Source organism: Bradyrhizobium sp. URHD0069 (assembly GCF_000701345.1).
GTDB lineage: Bacteria > Pseudomonadota > Alphaproteobacteria > Rhizobiales > Xanthobacteraceae > Bradyrhizobium.
Window position 1 is genome coordinate 46,714 of the sequence record NZ_JNIJ01000017.1, and the last position, 15,042, is coordinate 61,755.

Here is a 15,042-nt window from a genome sequence, read left to right on the forward strand (position 1 = left end):
TAGGCAGCCACCGAGAGTCGCGGGTCACAGAGGCCGTAATCGGCTCTCTCACCGCGGGCCGCATTCCGGCCCTGAGGATGTTGATCTCAATCCGGATCGATATTCGGAATCTGGAGCTCGGCCAGATCATCCTCATAGCTAGCCTGAGTGCTTGCGTTGTGGCCGGAAGCGGTGGCGTCCGGGCGTATATGAATATCCGCAGTAATGCCGAGAATTACGCCAACGGGGCAGAGGTTTGCCGCTTCCAGGAAGAACGCGCGCTGTTGCGCGTTGAGTTCTCCCTCCAGCATGGGAGTGCGCTCGAGCGATCTCTTTCGCCCTGAGCGCTGTGGTGGAAGCTGGCGCCCACTTCCACTCGCCTATGTCTGGATGGCGCATAAATCGCGCTAGACGGAGATTGTCTCGCCGACTTTCGGCACCACGGCCTCGGTCGACGCGCCCTTCAGCCCTTCGACGAATTTCTCCGCGGTCTGATCGATGATGGGGAAGCTCCCGTAGTGGCAAGGGATCGCTTTGTCGAAGTTGAAATAGCGGCGGCAGGCGAGTGCAGCCACTGCGCCGCCCATGGTAAGGCGATCGCCGATGGGGACGATTCCGACGTCCGGCTTATGCAGTTCTTCGATCAGTGCCATGTCACCAAAGATGTCGGTGTCGCCCATGTGATAGAGCGTCTTGTCATCGGGGAAATGGAGGACTAGGCCGGTCGGATTGCCGAGATAGACATTCTGCCCGTCTTTCATACCGAATGACGAGGAATGCAAGGCATTGACGAAAGCAGTGGTGAAACCGCCGCAGTCCACTGTGCCGCCGTGAAGTCCGGGATTGACCTTGTCACCATTGGCGCCCTGCCCGGCCAGATAGTTGCAGATCTCGAAATTGGCGACCAGCATGGCGTCAGTCTTTTTCAAGATGGCGAGCGCGTCGCCGACGTGATCGTTGTGGCCGTGCGTGAGCAGCACATGCGTGACACCCTCGGCGGGTTCCTCCCACCCCCTTTTCCAGGACGGGTTATCGGACAGAAACGGATCGATCAGGATCTTGGCCGCGCCCACCTCGATGCGAAATGCGGAATGGCCATACCATGTCAGTTTCATGGGAATTGTCTCCTCGGTTATTTGTCTATTTGCCGGAAAGCTTGCAGCCGCCATTGAGTGATATGCGTCCCAGGTTGCCCTCGACGTTACTCGATGAGATCTGCGATGATGGTACTCATTTATCGCAGCGCGGGACGAAGTTTTCCAATACCTGGCATGTATAGTTTCCATAGCGGCAGATAATTGCCGAACGACCATGAACATGAAGGCGTGTGATGGCTCTATCGCAAACTCGACGTCAACGAAGCCTGATACATGGATGCCGCTCCTCGTGATCAGGAGTGTTCCATGTTTTCAGGCCGTCATTTCGTCCGTCAGTGATCCTGCTGTGCGTACGCTGGCCTGAAATCTCAGTTTTCCCGACCTGGAAGAGATGATGGCCGAGCGCGGTATGCGCGTCGACCATTCCACGTTTCACCGCTGGGCAGTCCGGTTCTTGCCGCTGTTGCTGAAGCGGTTCACCAGGCGAAAGCGCATGGTCACCGGCAGGAGATGAACCCCGTGATGGGCAAAGGACAAGCGAGGTACACCTTCACTCCGGTACCATCGCTCGCCGAGCAGTTCGAAATCCTTGCTGCCTGAACAGTCCCGTCTCCGAGCCAACTGTCCTCGCGATGGGTTTGCGACAGAATCGACGCGCCGGCTTAGCCGCTTTCATGTTTCGGCGCTTCACCGGCGCGGGAAAAGGCGGTCCACTACTGCGTTCGTAATGCGCTCGGAACGACAATCGTCAAGCTGATAGACGCCACCGAAGGCGGGACCGAACTGGCGTATAAGCACTTCAACCAGCAAATTTCGGGCGTTGTGCAGACGTGCCTCTACGATTTCCGATGTGAGTGCAAACAACTCGGCAAAGTGCTCCGGCGTCATGCCGTCGACTACGCAGGCCACCAACACGATGCGCAGATCATCGGGCAACTCATCTATCGACCGTTCCAGGATGTCTCGGAAAACATCGTCGGCCATCTAGTGCTCCTGGACCAACTCCCTTCTACAACCCTCGCAGCGCCGCACTATCTGAGCTCAATCCCTCGAATAGTGCATTTCACGGAATCTTCCCGTTCGGGCCACTCGGCTCCGGGCAAGGACTAAGACGACGACTTCAGCGAATTTGTATCGATCGGCAGGCTGCGCAGGCGCTTGCCGGTGGCGGCGAAGATCGCATTAGTGACTGCGGCACTGACAATGGCCGTCGGAGCTTCACCAACGCCACCTGGAGCTTCTGCGTTCTTAATCAAGTGCGTCTCCACCACCGGCACCTCGTCGATACGCATCGGCAGATAGGTGTCGAAATTGCTCTGCTCGACGCGTCCATCCTTGAAAGTGATTGACCCATGGAGCGCAGCGGTCAGCCCGAAAAGCGTTCCACCCTGAACCTGTGCTTCGATCGTATCGGGATTGACGTACATACCGCAATCAATCGCACAGACGATCCGCTTGACTTTGACAGAGCCATCGGCCGCCACTTCGACCTCGGCGACCTGCGACGTGTAGCTTCCGTATGCGAATTGTACCGAAATCCCGCGGCCATGCCGTGCGGGAAGTGGTGATCCCCACCCTGCTTTTTCTGCAGCAAGCGACAGAACAGCAAGCGCTCGCGGATTATGACCAAGCAATCCCTTGCGATAAGCGACGGGATCCTGCTTCGCGGCATGCGCGAGCTCATCTATGAAGCTTTCGACCACAAAAACATTGTGAGTCGGTCCGACACCGCGCCACCAAGACGTCCGGACACCGGGGGGCTCGACCCGGACATAGTCGACGTGGATATTGGGCAGTGCATAGGGCGGCTCGGCCGCCGCTTCTACGGCATCGGGGTCCAATCCGTCCTTGAAGTAAGGGGGATAATAGCGAGCCATGACTGAGGAGCCGGCGATCCGATGCGTCCAGGCAACCGGCTTGCCGGCCGCATCAAGTCCGGCCGACAGCCGATCGAGATAGTACGGCCGATACATATCGTGCTGGATGTCTTCCTCGCGGCTCCAGATCACCTTCACCGGGCCGTCGACGTGCTTGGCGATCTTGACGGCGAGGATCGTGCCATCGGCTTCCAGCCTTCGGCCGAAGCCACCGCCAATCAGATGATTGTGAATTTTGATCGCATCCTTTGGCAGGCCGGTGAGTTCGGCCACCTGAGACTGCGTGATCGTAGGCGCCTGTGTCCCGACCCAAATGTCGCAACGATCCTTCTGCAGATGAACGGTACAGTTCATCGGCTCCATGGCCGCATGGGCCAGGAAAGGCACCTGATAGATGGCGTCAACCCGTTGCGCTGCCCCCGCAAGTGCCTTCCCCACATCACCGACGTTACGGGCAACCACGCCTGGCTTTTTGGATTCCTCCTCCAATTGCTTGACGATATCGGCGTTGCTGACTTTGCCGTTCGGCCCGTCGTCCCACGTGATGGCGGCGGCCTCGAGCCCCTTCTTCGCCGCACCCATGTGATCCGCTACCACGGCGACAACTTCATCGATATTGACCACCTGCCGGACGCGCTTCACTGCCAGCGCGGCCTTCTCGTCCACCGTTTTCGCCTTGCCACCGAGCACGGGCGAAATAGCAACCGCCGCAACCTTCATACCCGGCAGTCGCGTATCGATGCCGTAGAGCGCGCGCCCATCGACCTTTATTGCTGAATCCACGCGCTTGGCACGCGTGCCGATCAGGGTGAAATCCTTCGGATCCTTCAATTTGACGTTTGCCGCAGGCGGCACAGGCAATTTCGCCGCGGCCTTCGCAAGTTCACCGTAGCTCAGATGCTTCGAGCCTGACGCATCGAACACGACGCCGTCCTTGGCGCGGCAAGTCGCTGGATCGACATTCCAGCGCTTTGCGGCTGCCGCAATCAGCAGATTACGACCTACTGCCCCCGCCTGACGCAGCGGTGTCCAGAAGGCGCGGACAGAGGCGGAACCACCTGTATTTTGAATGCCTATGATCGAGTTGACGTAAAGCGCATGATTTGGCGGCGCATGCTGAAGCTGAATCTGGTCAAGCTTCACTTCCAGTTCTTCAGCGAGAAGCATCGAGAGCGACGTGTAAACCCCCTGTCCCATCTCGATCATCGGAATGACCAGGGTGACGGCGCCGGTTGGATTGATCCGTATAAATCCGTTCGGCGCGAAAGTACCCGTGACCTCGTTTTCGACCACCTGCGAAGCAGGTGCCGCGAAGACGGACTCCGTGCTTGCACCGGTCAGCGCAAAACCAAGCAGCAAACCTGTGCCCTGAAGAAAGGCGCGCCGCGACATCGCTGTTTCATCGACAATCTGCTCTCTCAGAATAAGCTCATCCATGATTTCACACTCCTGCAGCGTGCTTGATCGCGGCGCGGATGCGGTGATAGGTGCCGCATCGGCAGACATTGCCCGACATGGCGGTGTCGATGTCGTCATCCGTCGGCTTCGGCGTGCCCTTCAGCAGCGCCGCCGCCGACATCATCTGGCCGGACTGGCAGTAGCCGCACTGCACCACCTCCAGCTCCAGCCACGCCTTCTGCAAGGCCGCGCCCTGCGGAGTCTTGCCGATCGCCTCGATCGTGGTGATCACACTGTCGCCGACGCTATCGACCGGCGTCTGGCAGGAGCGGACCGGCTGGCCGTCGAGATGCACGGTGCAGGCGCCGCACAGCGCCTGGCCGCAACCGAACTTGGTCCCGGTCATGCCGAGCACGTCGCGCAGCACCCACAGCAGCGGGGTGTCGCCGTCGACATCGACTTTGTGGGGTGTGCCGTTTATCTTCAACGTGAAAGCCATAGATGCCTCTTTGTGGCTGGGGCTGATAGGATGCAGCCGGCCGACCTGGACAGCGCCGGCCAGCTGCGTGGATCAATGAGCGCGCGTGGGTCACGGACGAACGCGGATGATCGTTTTTCCGTTGATCCGCTGTTTCGGATTGAACGCGGCGACGGCGTCGTCGAGGGTCGAGACGTTGCCGATGTTCGTCCGCAGCCGTCCATCGCGCACCCGCTGGATGATCTCACTCAGCTGGGCGCGATCGGGCAGGACAACAAAGTCGACCGTCAAGCCGGCGGCGGGCCGCGCGTCGGTCGGCCCGGCGATGGTCACGAGCGTTCCTCCGGCTCGAACCAGGCCTGCAGACCGCTTCGCGATGTCGCCGCCGAGGACATCGAACACCAGGTCGACGCCGCCGACGTCTTCCAGGGCGTCGTTCTCGAGGTCGACGAACTCCTGTGCGCCGAAGTCGAGCGCCTTCTGACGGTCGGCAGCGCGTCCGGTGCCGATGACGTAGGCGCCGAACTCACGTGCAAGCTGGGTTACCATCGAACCGACTGCGCCGGCCGCGCCGTGCACGAGGAGGCTCTGCCCCGCCTGAAGGTGGCCGTGCTCGAACAGTCCCTGCCATGCGGTCAGGCCCGGCATCGCCACGCTCGCGCCCACCGTGAAGTCGACGTCGCCCGGCAGCGGCGCGAGGTTGCGCGCCTCGATGGCCACATACTCCGCCAGGGTGCCGCCGCGATACGAGTCCGTGAGGCCGAACACCCGCTGTCCCACCGACAGCCCCCTCGTACCATAGCCAAGGGCGCTGACCACTCCGGCCAGCTCTTGCCCGGGAATCACCGGCGTCCGGTCACGGCCGAGGCGATCGGTCCAGGTCGAGGGCCACGTCAGTTCACCCGACGTGAATCCGGACGCATGAACCTGAACGACGACGTCGTTGATCGCTGCCTGCGGCTTCGGCCGCTCCACCAACATCATCCCCGCCGTTCCCGCAGCCTGGTCCGTCACCACTATCGCCTTCATCGTCCACCTCCTTGTGTGTGGTATGTCGTCATCTTTCGAATTCCTTTTGCAGACCATCGATAATGCGACCGCGAAACTCGATGGTCCAAATACCTGTGGCTATCGAATCGATGCCATCGACGCAGCGCGCGAAAATCAAAGGTGCGGTACAAACATATGCTTCTCACGTCGAAAGGGAGCGTTGGTGGGTGGAGAGTAATGATTTCGAGACGGCGCTAGGAGCACTCCCTGAGAGCTACAGCGAAGGGGTCTACGAGGGACGGCGATATGGTGTGAGCCTTCGCCGATCCGACGATGGACGACGCAACAGCCTGTTTGGGCGAGAATTGGCCGGAACAGACATTGTCAGTTTCAACCTATACCGTCTGGGATCGGGCATCGCATCTCTCAAACGATGCGATGTCTGCGGAGAAAGTGAGAGACTTCAAGCGTCTGCGATCAGTGAGGCGATGTCCGCGAGCGGACGCCGGCTGAAGTCCTTGGCGAACTCGCCTATGATCTTGCCTCTCAGGTCGCGGTGGAAGTGCTTGCGCATCTCGCCCAGGGTCCTGGGATCGGAGACAAGGACCAGGTGCTCTATGGTCCCGTCCAAGCTGAGCTTATTCAGGAACGCCGCCGTCGCTGCCGCGAAGTCATCCTCGACGAGCCGCCTGCTGTCGGGGTTGGCGGAGCCGGTGTGGTGGCGCGCCCCCGAACCCGCATGGACGGACGCGGGCGGAGCCGCCGTGATCTCGACCAAGTGCACCCCAGGCTTCACGCCCGTGTTGCGGAACAGGCGGACCGTCTCGCCGTCAGCGACTGCTATTGTCGCACCGGTAGGTAGAATCATCGAAAAACCTCCTGTTCACGGTCCGGCGTGACGCCGGCGGGCTTTGATACTTGCGTACCGACGCTCTGCGATGCCTCTTCGAAAAGCTCCTGGCGCGAAGCTCCCCAGAGCAGAGCAGTCCCGACGGCGGCCGAAAGAACCGACGCGGCGAACACGGCGATCTTGGCGGCCGAGAAGTCGGTGGCGCCTGGAAGCGCCTGCTCCGCGATGAAGAGCGACATCGTGAAGCCGATGCCGGCGAGGGCCCCCGCCCCGGCCAACTGCCGCCACGTGTACTCCGCCGGCTTGACGGCTACGCCTGCGCGCACGGCCGCGGCGGCCGTGAGGAAGACGCCGACCGGCTTTCCTATGGCGAGACCTGCGACGATTGCGGCCATGAGCCAACCATGCCCAACGAAGATGCCTGGGTTGATTGCAACGCCCGCATTAGCTAGTGCGAAGATGGGAAGGACAGCGTAGCTCGACCGCGCGCCGCCGTGCCGCAGCAGCCGGTCGGCCGGCGATTCAATTCTGTCGTAGATCGCGTCGAGCGCGTGCAGCGCCGGCGTGGAGGGGCCGTGCCTGAGCACCTCGCCCTCGTGGCGGGCCTCGGAGGCGATGATCGTGCTGGCCTGCGTCATCAGGGCAGCCAAGTCGGCGGGCGGGCGCGTCGGAATGAACAGCGCGAGCACCACGCCGGCCAGCGTCGCGTGAAGGCCGCCCGCGTAGACGAACGCCCACAGCGCGACGCCCAACAGGATGTAAGGCGACAGCAGGTAGACCCTCGACCGGCTCAGCAGCGCCAGTGCAACGACGACCGCCGTGGCCGCGGCAAGGTAGCCCGGATGGATCTCGCCGGAGTAGAACACAGCGACGACGACGATCGCACCGATGTCGTCGACGATGGCCGCCGCGGTGAGAAAGATGCGCAGCTCCACGGGGACGCGCGCGCCCATCACGGCGATCAAGGCGATCGCGAACGCAGTGTCGGTCGCCATCGGGACGCCCCACGCGTGTGACCACGGCCCCACAGGAACGACCAGCGCATACAGAAGTGCCGGCACGACCATGCCGCCGAGAGCGGCCGCGAGCGGAAGCGCGGCGGAGCGCCGGCTCGCAAGGTGGCCGACCGTCATCTCCCGCTTCACTTCCAAGCCCACGACGAGGAAGAAGACCGTCAGGAGGCCGTCGTTGACCCAATGGAGAATGGACATCCGGAAGGTTGCGGCGCCCAAGCTCACGCCGAACTCCTGGCGCCAGAGCGCCTCGAACGCCGGCCCGATCGGAGAGTTCGTCACGACGATCGCCGCCACGGTCGCGAGGACCAGCAAAATGCCGGCGGACGGGCCCCAGCTCGCGAAGTCCAGGGCCGCCGTACGGACGCGGTGGCCGAGCGTGCCAAGCATCGCGTCGACGAGAGAGCTCTCGTCCCAGGGTCCGTCATAGCGCCGGCGGTTGATGTAGAAGGTGGGTGTGAACCGCACGCCGCTGGCGCGGGAGCTTGCGACATCCGCCTCCACTCTCGCCCTCGCGCGCCGCACGTCATCGCTGTCGCCGAGTGCGAAGTCGGCGCTCACGCCAAGGTCGGTGGCCACAGCCACGAGGTCATCCTCTGTGAGCTGCATCGACTTTGTCATCAGCTTGATGTGCGCGGACCAGAACGCCTCGGGCGTCCGGGCCAGCTCAGCGAGCTCGGCGGCCCGAAACGCAAGGCTGTTGTCCGTGAGCGGCCTGTGCCGGAAGGCGTAGCAGACGCGGTCGCCGAGTTGGTCGCGTGCTTGCGCGATGCGCTCGTTGGCGGCCCTGCAGTGCGGGCACGCGTAGCTGCCGTACTCGACGAGCGTGATCTCGGCATCGGCGGGGCCGAGCACGTGCTCCGTTGCGTGGTCGACCGGACGGTCGAGCCGGCCGGGCGGAATCATTTGCTCCATCGCTGAACCGGTCTCCACGCGTTCGCGCCTGCTACGACGTCGGCGCCACTGTCGCTGGGTTGACGACGTGGAATACGCCGCCGTTGGGTGACGGCGTGTACGCGATCTCCGTGCCGACGATGCTGCTGGGGAGCCCAGCTGCGTGCACGCGCGGGAGGAAGAGGCGCACCAGCGTGCCGGCACCCTGCTCGCTCTCTATACCAACCGCACCTCCTCGTCCTTCGGCGAAGCGCTGGACCTGGGTGAGCCCGAGGCCGGTGCCGCTGCCCGCGGCCTTTGTCGTGAAGTACGGCGTGAAGGCCTGCGAGAGGACCTCCTCGGGCATGCCCTCCCCGTCGTCGGCGACGACGATCTCGACGAACCCCCGGGCCGTGCCAGCGGAAGGTTCGACATTCCGCGCCGCGACGGTGATCGCGCCGCCGTCTGGCATAGCATCGGCCGAGTTTCGGCAGAGGTTGAGCAAAGCGAAGTACAGCTCTTCCGGGTCGGCATTGAAGGCCCACAAGTCAGGGGCGATCTCGGTGCGGACCGTGATGTTCGGACGAAACGCCTGCTCTAGCGTGCCCGCCAGCGCTGCGAGGCGACTGCCTGCGACGAACCCGCCGATCGACTCGGGGCACGGTCGCGCAGCGTCGGGGAGCTGACGGCTGAGCAACGCTCCTCGCGTGATCGCGTGCTGCATCTTGCTGACGATGGCCTTTCGGTATGCGGCGTCGCTCTGGCACTCAAGCAGCCGCAGGCCGCTGCCGATCACAGCGAAAAGGTTGTTGATGTCGTGGACGACGAACTGCGCCACGTCCGCTATCGCCCTCACCCTCTCCGGCCCGCCGGAGGAGAGCCCGCCGCGCGTGTCGGACCGTGGAGCGGCCCGGCACAGGACCCCGGAGATCTCGCCGTCGCGCCCGACGAGCGGGATCTCCACGCACCTGGACGCAATGAGGCCGCTGCCGTCATCGCGGACGCTCCGCACCCTCGCGCTGAATGTGCGCTGTACTCCAAGCGCGACGCCGGCGCTGTCCGCGAGCACGACGACGTCCTCCAGCGGCGGGCTCTCGACCGCGCCGGGGAAGGAAACGTCGAGTGTCTCTTTGATCTGCATGTCGGACCTCCTGGCCCGCGATCGTTCAACGGAACGCCGACTTCGGCCCGTACACGAGGGCGGGCGACGATGGCTCGAAGATTGAGCCTATGACGGTCGAAAGGAAAATCACCTCTCGCCATGGAGTCGATAGCCGACCGTTATCGGAATAGCTGAGAGACGCTTGGCGCGCTGCGGCGGGAGTGCGGCGCTTCCCTCTACGCCGCCTCGCCGGAGCGGAACTCTCGGCGACCGCGAAGAGGTGTTCACGAGCCTAGCCACGGCATGACGCGCATCGAGGTTCGCTCCAAGCACGGCGACAGTCACCTGGGCCACGTTTCCCCGACGGCCCGAGCGACAAGGGCGGCCTACGATACTGCATGAACTCTGCCTCACTTCGCTTCATCCACCGCGACCGGCTCGAAAGCGAGGGGTACGGTAAGTATGTGAAGCTTTTTTCGAAGGAGGCCTAGCGATGACTGCGAAGACTGATGCGCAATTTTGGCGGGCGGTTGCTTCTGGGGCATGCAGCAGCTGGTGCGGCGGCTCCCCGGCGTTGTGTCAACCCGTGTCGGTTACACGGGCGGCGACGTGAGGGACGCGACCTACCGCAACCACGGCACACACGCCGAGGCAATCGAAATCGTCTTCGACCCCGACACGATGACTTTCCATGACCTGTTGGAGTTCTTTTTCCAAATCCACGACCCGACGACGTTAAACCGTCAGGGCCCCGACCGCGGCGTCAGCTACAAGTCGGCGATCTTCTGGCGGCGCGTTCGCGTTCTCGCAAGGGATCAGCCGGACCGTCTGCGCCACGATAAGCAACCGTTTTTGGTGAGGCGCCGACGGCGCGAGCGGCAATGGCAAAAAGGAGACCCGCGATGGTGCACCACCTGAATAACTCCAGATCGCAGCGCATTCTGTGGCTGCTGGAGGAGCTGGGGCTGCCCTACGAAATCAAGTTCTACCAGAGGGCCCCCAAGACCAACGGTGCGCCGGCTGAATTGAAGGCGGTGCATCCCCTCGGCAGGTTCCCGATCATCAGGGAGGGAGAAAAGGTCGTGACGGAGTCAAAGAACGATGACGCAGTGCACGACCTGAGCAACCTGCATGAACTAGTACTTATTCGTCGCCACATCGACATCGCGACGCATGGCGTCTTACAAATTTAAAAAGATGCAGACGGGAAAAAATAATTGCGGCTTATTCATTTTATGATTTTGTGCCTTACCTACCAAACGGTGCGCGATAGATCGTTTCCACGGCCAGCTACGACTACATTGCAACCGACTCCGCGCGCTTGGGTTCGATTCGCCAAAAAACGGATGAAGAGATCAGGGTCGTCAACGCAGTGGCCACCAGCATGGCAGGGTTCATTGGCAATCGCCGCGATCGCCCCGAATGGGGAGATGGGCAGGGCCGACGCCAATGGAACGTGAGCGAGGAGCGATGTCTCAGGCCCCGACAGAGTCTCACTCACGGATAGTTATCGTCGGAGCCGGATTTGGTGGCCTAACCGCCGCCAAACGGCTGGCGAACACGCCGCTCGACGTCACCGTCGTGGATCAAAACAATTATCACCTGTTCCAGCCGCTGCTTTATCAGGTGGCAACTGCTAGCCTGTCACCGGCCGACATCGCCTCTCCCATTCGCGGCATTCTTCGGAACGTCGACAACATCAGGGTCATCCTGGCCAAAGTGTCCGGCGTCGATCTCCCGCGCCGGGAAGTCCTGGCCGACGGGCGCCGTATTCCGTTCGATGACCTGATCATCGCCACCGGCGCCGAGAATGCCTGTGTTGGGAATGACTGGGCGCATTTCTTACCCGGCCCCAAGACCATCGACGACGCCACCTACATTCGTCGCCGAATTCTGATCGCCTTCGAGCTCGCCGAGACCGAGCCGGACGCGGACGAGCGGCGGCGGCTGTTGAATTTCGTCGTGGTGGGCGGCGGCCCGACCGGCGTCGAATTGGCGGGCTCTATCGCGGAACTCGCAAATCGGGCGCTTGCGTCGAACTTCCGCGTCATCGACCCGCGCTCCGCCCGCATCGTCCTGGTCGAGGCAGCGCCAAGGCTGCTGACGACCTTTGACCCGTCACTTTCCGAGACGGCGCGGCGCTCACTCGGGCAGCTCGGAGTCGAGGTGCGTCTCAGAACGGGCGTCACCGAATGCGATAGCAGCGGCGTCTCGATCGGCTCGGAACGCATCGAGTCCCGCACCATTATTTGGGCTGCCGGCGTCAAGGCAACCCCTGCCGCCGAATGGCTCGGCGCAGAGCACGATCACGCCGGCCGCGTCATGGTCGAGCCGGACCTATCGGTCCCCGGACATCCGAACATCTTCGTCATCGGCGACGCCGCACTCATGCTCGGCGCGAACGGCAAGCCGATGCCCGGCGACGCAGGGGTCGCCAAGCAACAGGGCAAATATGTCGCGAAGCTACTGATCGCACGCAGCAAGTCGAAGACGTTCCGGCCATTTCGATACCGCGACCTCGGTTCGATCGCAGCGATTGGGCACAAGAGCGCAATTGTGCAAATGCACCGGCTGAAGCTCACGGGCGTGCTAGGCTGGCTCGTCTGGAGCGTCGCACACATTTACTACCTGATCGGTTTCCGCAATCGCACCATCGTGGCGATGAACTGGGTATGGAACTACCTGACGCTCCAGCGCGGAACGCGACTGATCACGGGAGTCACCGGCTCGCGCATCGAGGACATGGCAAAGTGCGTCCTATCGCGGGCCGCTGCCAAGACCGACGGCGCAGCATTGCCTTACGCCGCCACTGCGACGCTCGAACAAAGTAGCCGTCAAGCACCGCAATCCGTGCATGTGGATGGCCGCATCGACCAGGCGGGGGACCCGGCAAAACGATAAACTCAAGGACGCACATGCTCAGATCGACGATCGCGCTGCATGCCATGACGACGGCACGTCAAGGGGAACCGGCGCCGTGCGGCCCACGGGGCGAGCCGTGTCGATGACAAATCCCGCATCTTCCGAAAGGCTCAAGACGCCGTCAAACGCATCCGCCAAACGGATGCTTTACTGAGCGAGCAATTGCAGGCTCTCGCCGAATCCAGGCGCTAGAGTCGTACCAGATTAGATTCAAGCATATCCGTCATTTCGGAGGTATGCGGCGCACGCTGCGGGGTGAAGCACGGAGGAGTTGTCCGATGCGGTGCCAGAACAGCCGTCGAATGTTCGATCGTCGGCTCTTCGCAAAAGCTTGGCGAAGACCTCCTCGATCTGATTCAAAATCTGGCGAGTAAGGGACAAGAAGAGAGGCTGCGCGAATAGCGCCCCGAACGGCCCGCGCGCGCTTGGGTTCGAATCGCCTAGAATGAGAATGGAAACATAAATGTCATCATCAGCGCGGTAGCCATGACCATCGCTTGCCGGCCCACTCCAAAGCCCTCACGGGATGCAGGAAAATCTGGCCCGCGAGGCTTGTTCGCGGCCTTTACGCGACCATCAGCCAAGTCTCAAGGAGTTGCGCAGTTTTTCGACCGGCCAATCGGTGCTCGTGTCGCTAGCCCGCACCCTGGACCCGTCAGATTGGTCGACAAGAACATGAGAGCCAAAATTCGTCCTCGATCGGCAAAGCCTGAATTTCGGCCTCAGCATGTGACTCTTTGCGTGCGATTTGATCCGCGCACGCGTTCCACGTTCCAAGGAAAGATCACACTCCACCAATGTCCCAATCAGCCGGAGCAACTCTCGATGCTCAGGGGCTTGTCAGGAGCTGGCGGAGGGAGAGGAACTGGAATCCAACATTCTCCAGGGATTTTGTCGTAGCCGGGCGGACAGGATCGCACCCCATCGTACGAAGTATTTCTACAGCCTCAGCCAGCACAAAACTGGTGGCCGCTTCCCAAACTCCCGAAGGGGATAGTCAAACCGGCGCATACTGTGCTTTCGCACTTCCCCCGACCCGCCCCCTCCGACAGTGAACAAGCTCAACATTTTCGCTTGTGATGTCCGAACAGCTTCGTCACCGAACGATGATATTTCGCCACAGCGCGATGAAGTCAAAGCATTCCGGACCGGTACACGATCAGACACGGGGTAAGAACCTTTGATTCACTTCCAACATCCTGCACCTACTTCGGGTGAACACGGATCGAGGCGAGTAAAAGATTGACGGAGGCTGCTAAAAGCACAAGGTCTTTAAGCAGGAACTGCCCGATCGGCGCGGATATCGCCGGGAACCCACCTGCGGTTGGCTCCGCTACTCCCGGTGTGGTCAGAAAGAACGAAAGCGTAATGACAAATGTCACGCTGGACATCGCCGCCCCGAGCGCGGACGCGGCTGCATTAAAAGCCCCAAGTATAAGCATCACCGCTGTCGACAACTCAATCGAACCGATCACATAGCTTGCTCCCTGCACGCCGAACAGGACGTTAAGCCAGCTCATGATAGGACTGTGATCGATGAGCGGCGCATTGCCATGAGCCTCATAACTCGTAAACTTCATTCCTCCGAACCAAAGGAACACGATCGCAAGCGCCCAGCGGAGAAAGGCAAGAGATCCACGTGATCCGAATGTTCTCTCGGCAATGTCAAGATAAGCAGATGCTCGCATTTTGATGCCTTTCGTTGAGGTGTGGCCGACATGCCTGGCCAATGCTTGTTATCAATCAATGCGCGAAGAAGGGTTTTGCCACGGCCAGCACTTGCTCCTTTGTCATTGGCTTGTCGAACGCGCCGACCCAGGCCCTTTCGGCACGCAGATGCCTCACCTCGGCAGCGTGCCTAGCCTCGACTGAATGAATCTTAAGTGCCGTCGTGAGCACCTCCCCGTGCCCGGTCAAACTGGGCAGCTGCCCTTTGAAGGCCGCCACGCCAGTGTCTTCAAATGTTTGAGCGACACCAATGAACGTCTCGTAGTTCTGAAAAACGTCAGCGTATTTTCCGCCGGCTGTGAAGTCGAAATTCGGTGTCTCAACGGCTGCCGAGCCCAAGGCATTCTTCAGCGTCGAAACGTGAGCGGCCTCATGCTTACCAATAGTTTGGAAAACCGCGAGCGCGTGCGACGGAATGAGATCGGCTTGATCCAGAGCGACACGGTAAAAAGAACCTTCGAGGTACTCTAGCGTCAGTGCATAGTTTAGAATATCGACGATCTGACGTGGTAAACTTTGTCCGAATGCTTCGCTCGATACACTAGCGAGCATCATTGGTGCCGAGGCCAACGCGCCAAGCCTGAGCGCGCTGCTACGGAAAAGATCACGTCGCGCGACGACGCGGGAGGCGAGGTCGGGGTCGATGGCGTCGAAAACGTGACTCTCGGTCATGAAGACTGCTCCTGAAAGCTGCTCGTGAAGTCTGCTCCTGAGGCCGCTCCTGGCTGCATGCGG

12 protein-coding genes and 4 pseudogenes are annotated in these 15,042 nt (G+C 61.5%); 5 read left to right on the forward strand and 11 right to left on the reverse strand.

Annotated features, from left to right (window positions below):
• Positions 1 to 86: 86 nt before the first annotated feature.
• Both N554_RS0111420 and N554_RS0111425 read right to left on the reverse strand, forming a co-directional pair.
• Complete coding sequence (locus tag N554_RS0111420; RefSeq protein WP_029583585.1) at positions 87 to 290, reverse strand: hypothetical protein; 204 nt, start codon at positions 288 to 290, stop codon at positions 87 to 89.
• 96 nt (positions 291 to 386) lie between these two features.
• Positions 387 to 1,094 carry a metal-dependent hydrolase gene (locus N554_RS0111425; protein ID WP_029583586.1) on the reverse strand — a complete coding sequence of 236 codons (708 nt, stop codon included), beginning with the start codon at positions 1,092 to 1,094 and terminating at the stop codon, positions 387 to 389.
• A 288-nt stretch (positions 1,095 to 1,382) separates the two neighbouring features.
• Between N554_RS0111425 and N554_RS40945 the strand changes: the two are divergent.
• Positions 1,383 to 1,584: pseudogene (locus N554_RS40945) on the forward strand (IS6 family transposase); the annotation flags it as partial.
• A gap of 179 nt (positions 1,585 to 1,763) precedes the next feature.
• On the opposite strand, the gene N554_RS0111435 reads toward N554_RS40945, so the two are convergent.
• From N554_RS0111435 to N554_RS0111470, 7 genes are all read right to left on the reverse strand, one after another.
• Positions 1,764 to 2,060 (reverse strand): sigma factor-like helix-turn-helix DNA-binding protein, encoded by a 297-nt coding sequence (locus N554_RS0111435; protein ID WP_029583587.1) that lies wholly within the window; start codon positions 2,058 to 2,060, stop codon positions 1,764 to 1,766.
• A 122-nt stretch (positions 2,061 to 2,182) separates the two neighbouring features.
• The gene (locus N554_RS0111440) at positions 2,183 to 4,390 is read right to left on the reverse strand and encodes a xanthine dehydrogenase family protein molybdopterin-binding subunit (RefSeq protein ID WP_029583588.1); all 2,208 of its coding nucleotides are present in this window, start codon (positions 4,388 to 4,390) and stop codon (positions 2,183 to 2,185) included.
• A 4-nt stretch (positions 4,391 to 4,394) separates the two neighbouring features.
• Positions 4,395 to 4,850, reverse strand: a complete 456-nt coding sequence (locus N554_RS0111445; RefSeq protein ID WP_029583589.1) for a (2Fe-2S)-binding protein — start codon at positions 4,848 to 4,850, stop codon at positions 4,395 to 4,397.
• A gap of 90 nt (positions 4,851 to 4,940) precedes the next feature.
• Complete coding sequence (locus N554_RS0111450) at positions 4,941 to 5,858, reverse strand: NADP-dependent oxidoreductase (protein WP_029583590.1); 918 nt, start codon at positions 5,856 to 5,858, stop codon at positions 4,941 to 4,943.
• A gap of 424 nt (positions 5,859 to 6,282) precedes the next feature.
• The gene (locus tag N554_RS0111460) at positions 6,283 to 6,687 is read right to left on the reverse strand and encodes a baeRF12 domain-containing protein (RefSeq protein ID WP_029583591.1); all 405 of its coding nucleotides are present in this window, start codon (positions 6,685 to 6,687) and stop codon (positions 6,283 to 6,285) included.
• On the reverse strand, positions 6,684 to 8,597 hold the full coding sequence (nhaA, locus tag N554_RS0111465) for a Na+/H+ antiporter NhaA (protein WP_051677450.1): 1,914 nt from the start codon (positions 8,595 to 8,597) through the stop codon (positions 6,684 to 6,686). Before nhaA ends, N554_RS0111460 begins: the two co-directional genes overlap by 4 nt.
• A 31-nt stretch (positions 8,598 to 8,628) precedes the next feature.
• On the reverse strand, positions 8,629 to 9,696 hold the full coding sequence (locus N554_RS0111470; RefSeq protein WP_029583593.1) for a two-component system sensor histidine kinase NtrB: 1,068 nt from the start codon (positions 9,694 to 9,696) through the stop codon (positions 8,629 to 8,631).
• Between the two features lie 255 nt (positions 9,697 to 9,951).
• Between N554_RS0111470 and N554_RS38210 the strand changes: the two are divergent.
• From N554_RS38210 to N554_RS0111490, 4 genes and pseudogenes are all read left to right on the forward strand, one after another.
• A pseudogene (locus tag N554_RS38210) lies at positions 9,952 to 10,148 on the forward strand (peptide-methionine (R)-S-oxide reductase); the annotation flags it as partial.
• A gap of 25 nt (positions 10,149 to 10,173) precedes the next feature.
• Positions 10,174 to 10,446: pseudogene (gene msrA / locus N554_RS0111475) on the forward strand (peptide-methionine (S)-S-oxide reductase MsrA); the annotation flags it as partial.
• Between the two features lie 113 nt (positions 10,447 to 10,559).
• Positions 10,560 to 10,751: pseudogene (locus tag N554_RS41905) on the forward strand (glutathione S-transferase N-terminal domain-containing protein); the annotation flags it as partial.
• 376 nt (positions 10,752 to 11,127) lie between these two features.
• The gene (locus N554_RS0111490; protein ID WP_081851242.1) at positions 11,128 to 12,558 is read left to right on the forward strand and encodes an NAD(P)/FAD-dependent oxidoreductase; all 1,431 of its coding nucleotides are present in this window, start codon (positions 11,128 to 11,130) and stop codon (positions 12,556 to 12,558) included.
• A gap of 1,226 nt (positions 12,559 to 13,784) precedes the next feature.
• Here N554_RS0111490 and N554_RS0111500 read toward each other — a convergent pair.
• Positions 13,785 to 14,309 (reverse strand): YkgB family protein, encoded by a 525-nt coding sequence (locus N554_RS0111500; protein WP_245283573.1) that lies wholly within the window; start codon positions 14,307 to 14,309, stop codon positions 13,785 to 13,787.
• A gap of 13 nt (positions 14,310 to 14,322) precedes the next feature.
• The gene (locus tag N554_RS0111505; protein WP_029583598.1) at positions 14,323 to 14,979 is read right to left on the reverse strand and encodes a ferritin-like domain-containing protein; all 657 of its coding nucleotides are present in this window, start codon (positions 14,977 to 14,979) and stop codon (positions 14,323 to 14,325) included.
• Positions 14,980 to 15,042 lie beyond the last annotated feature (63 nt).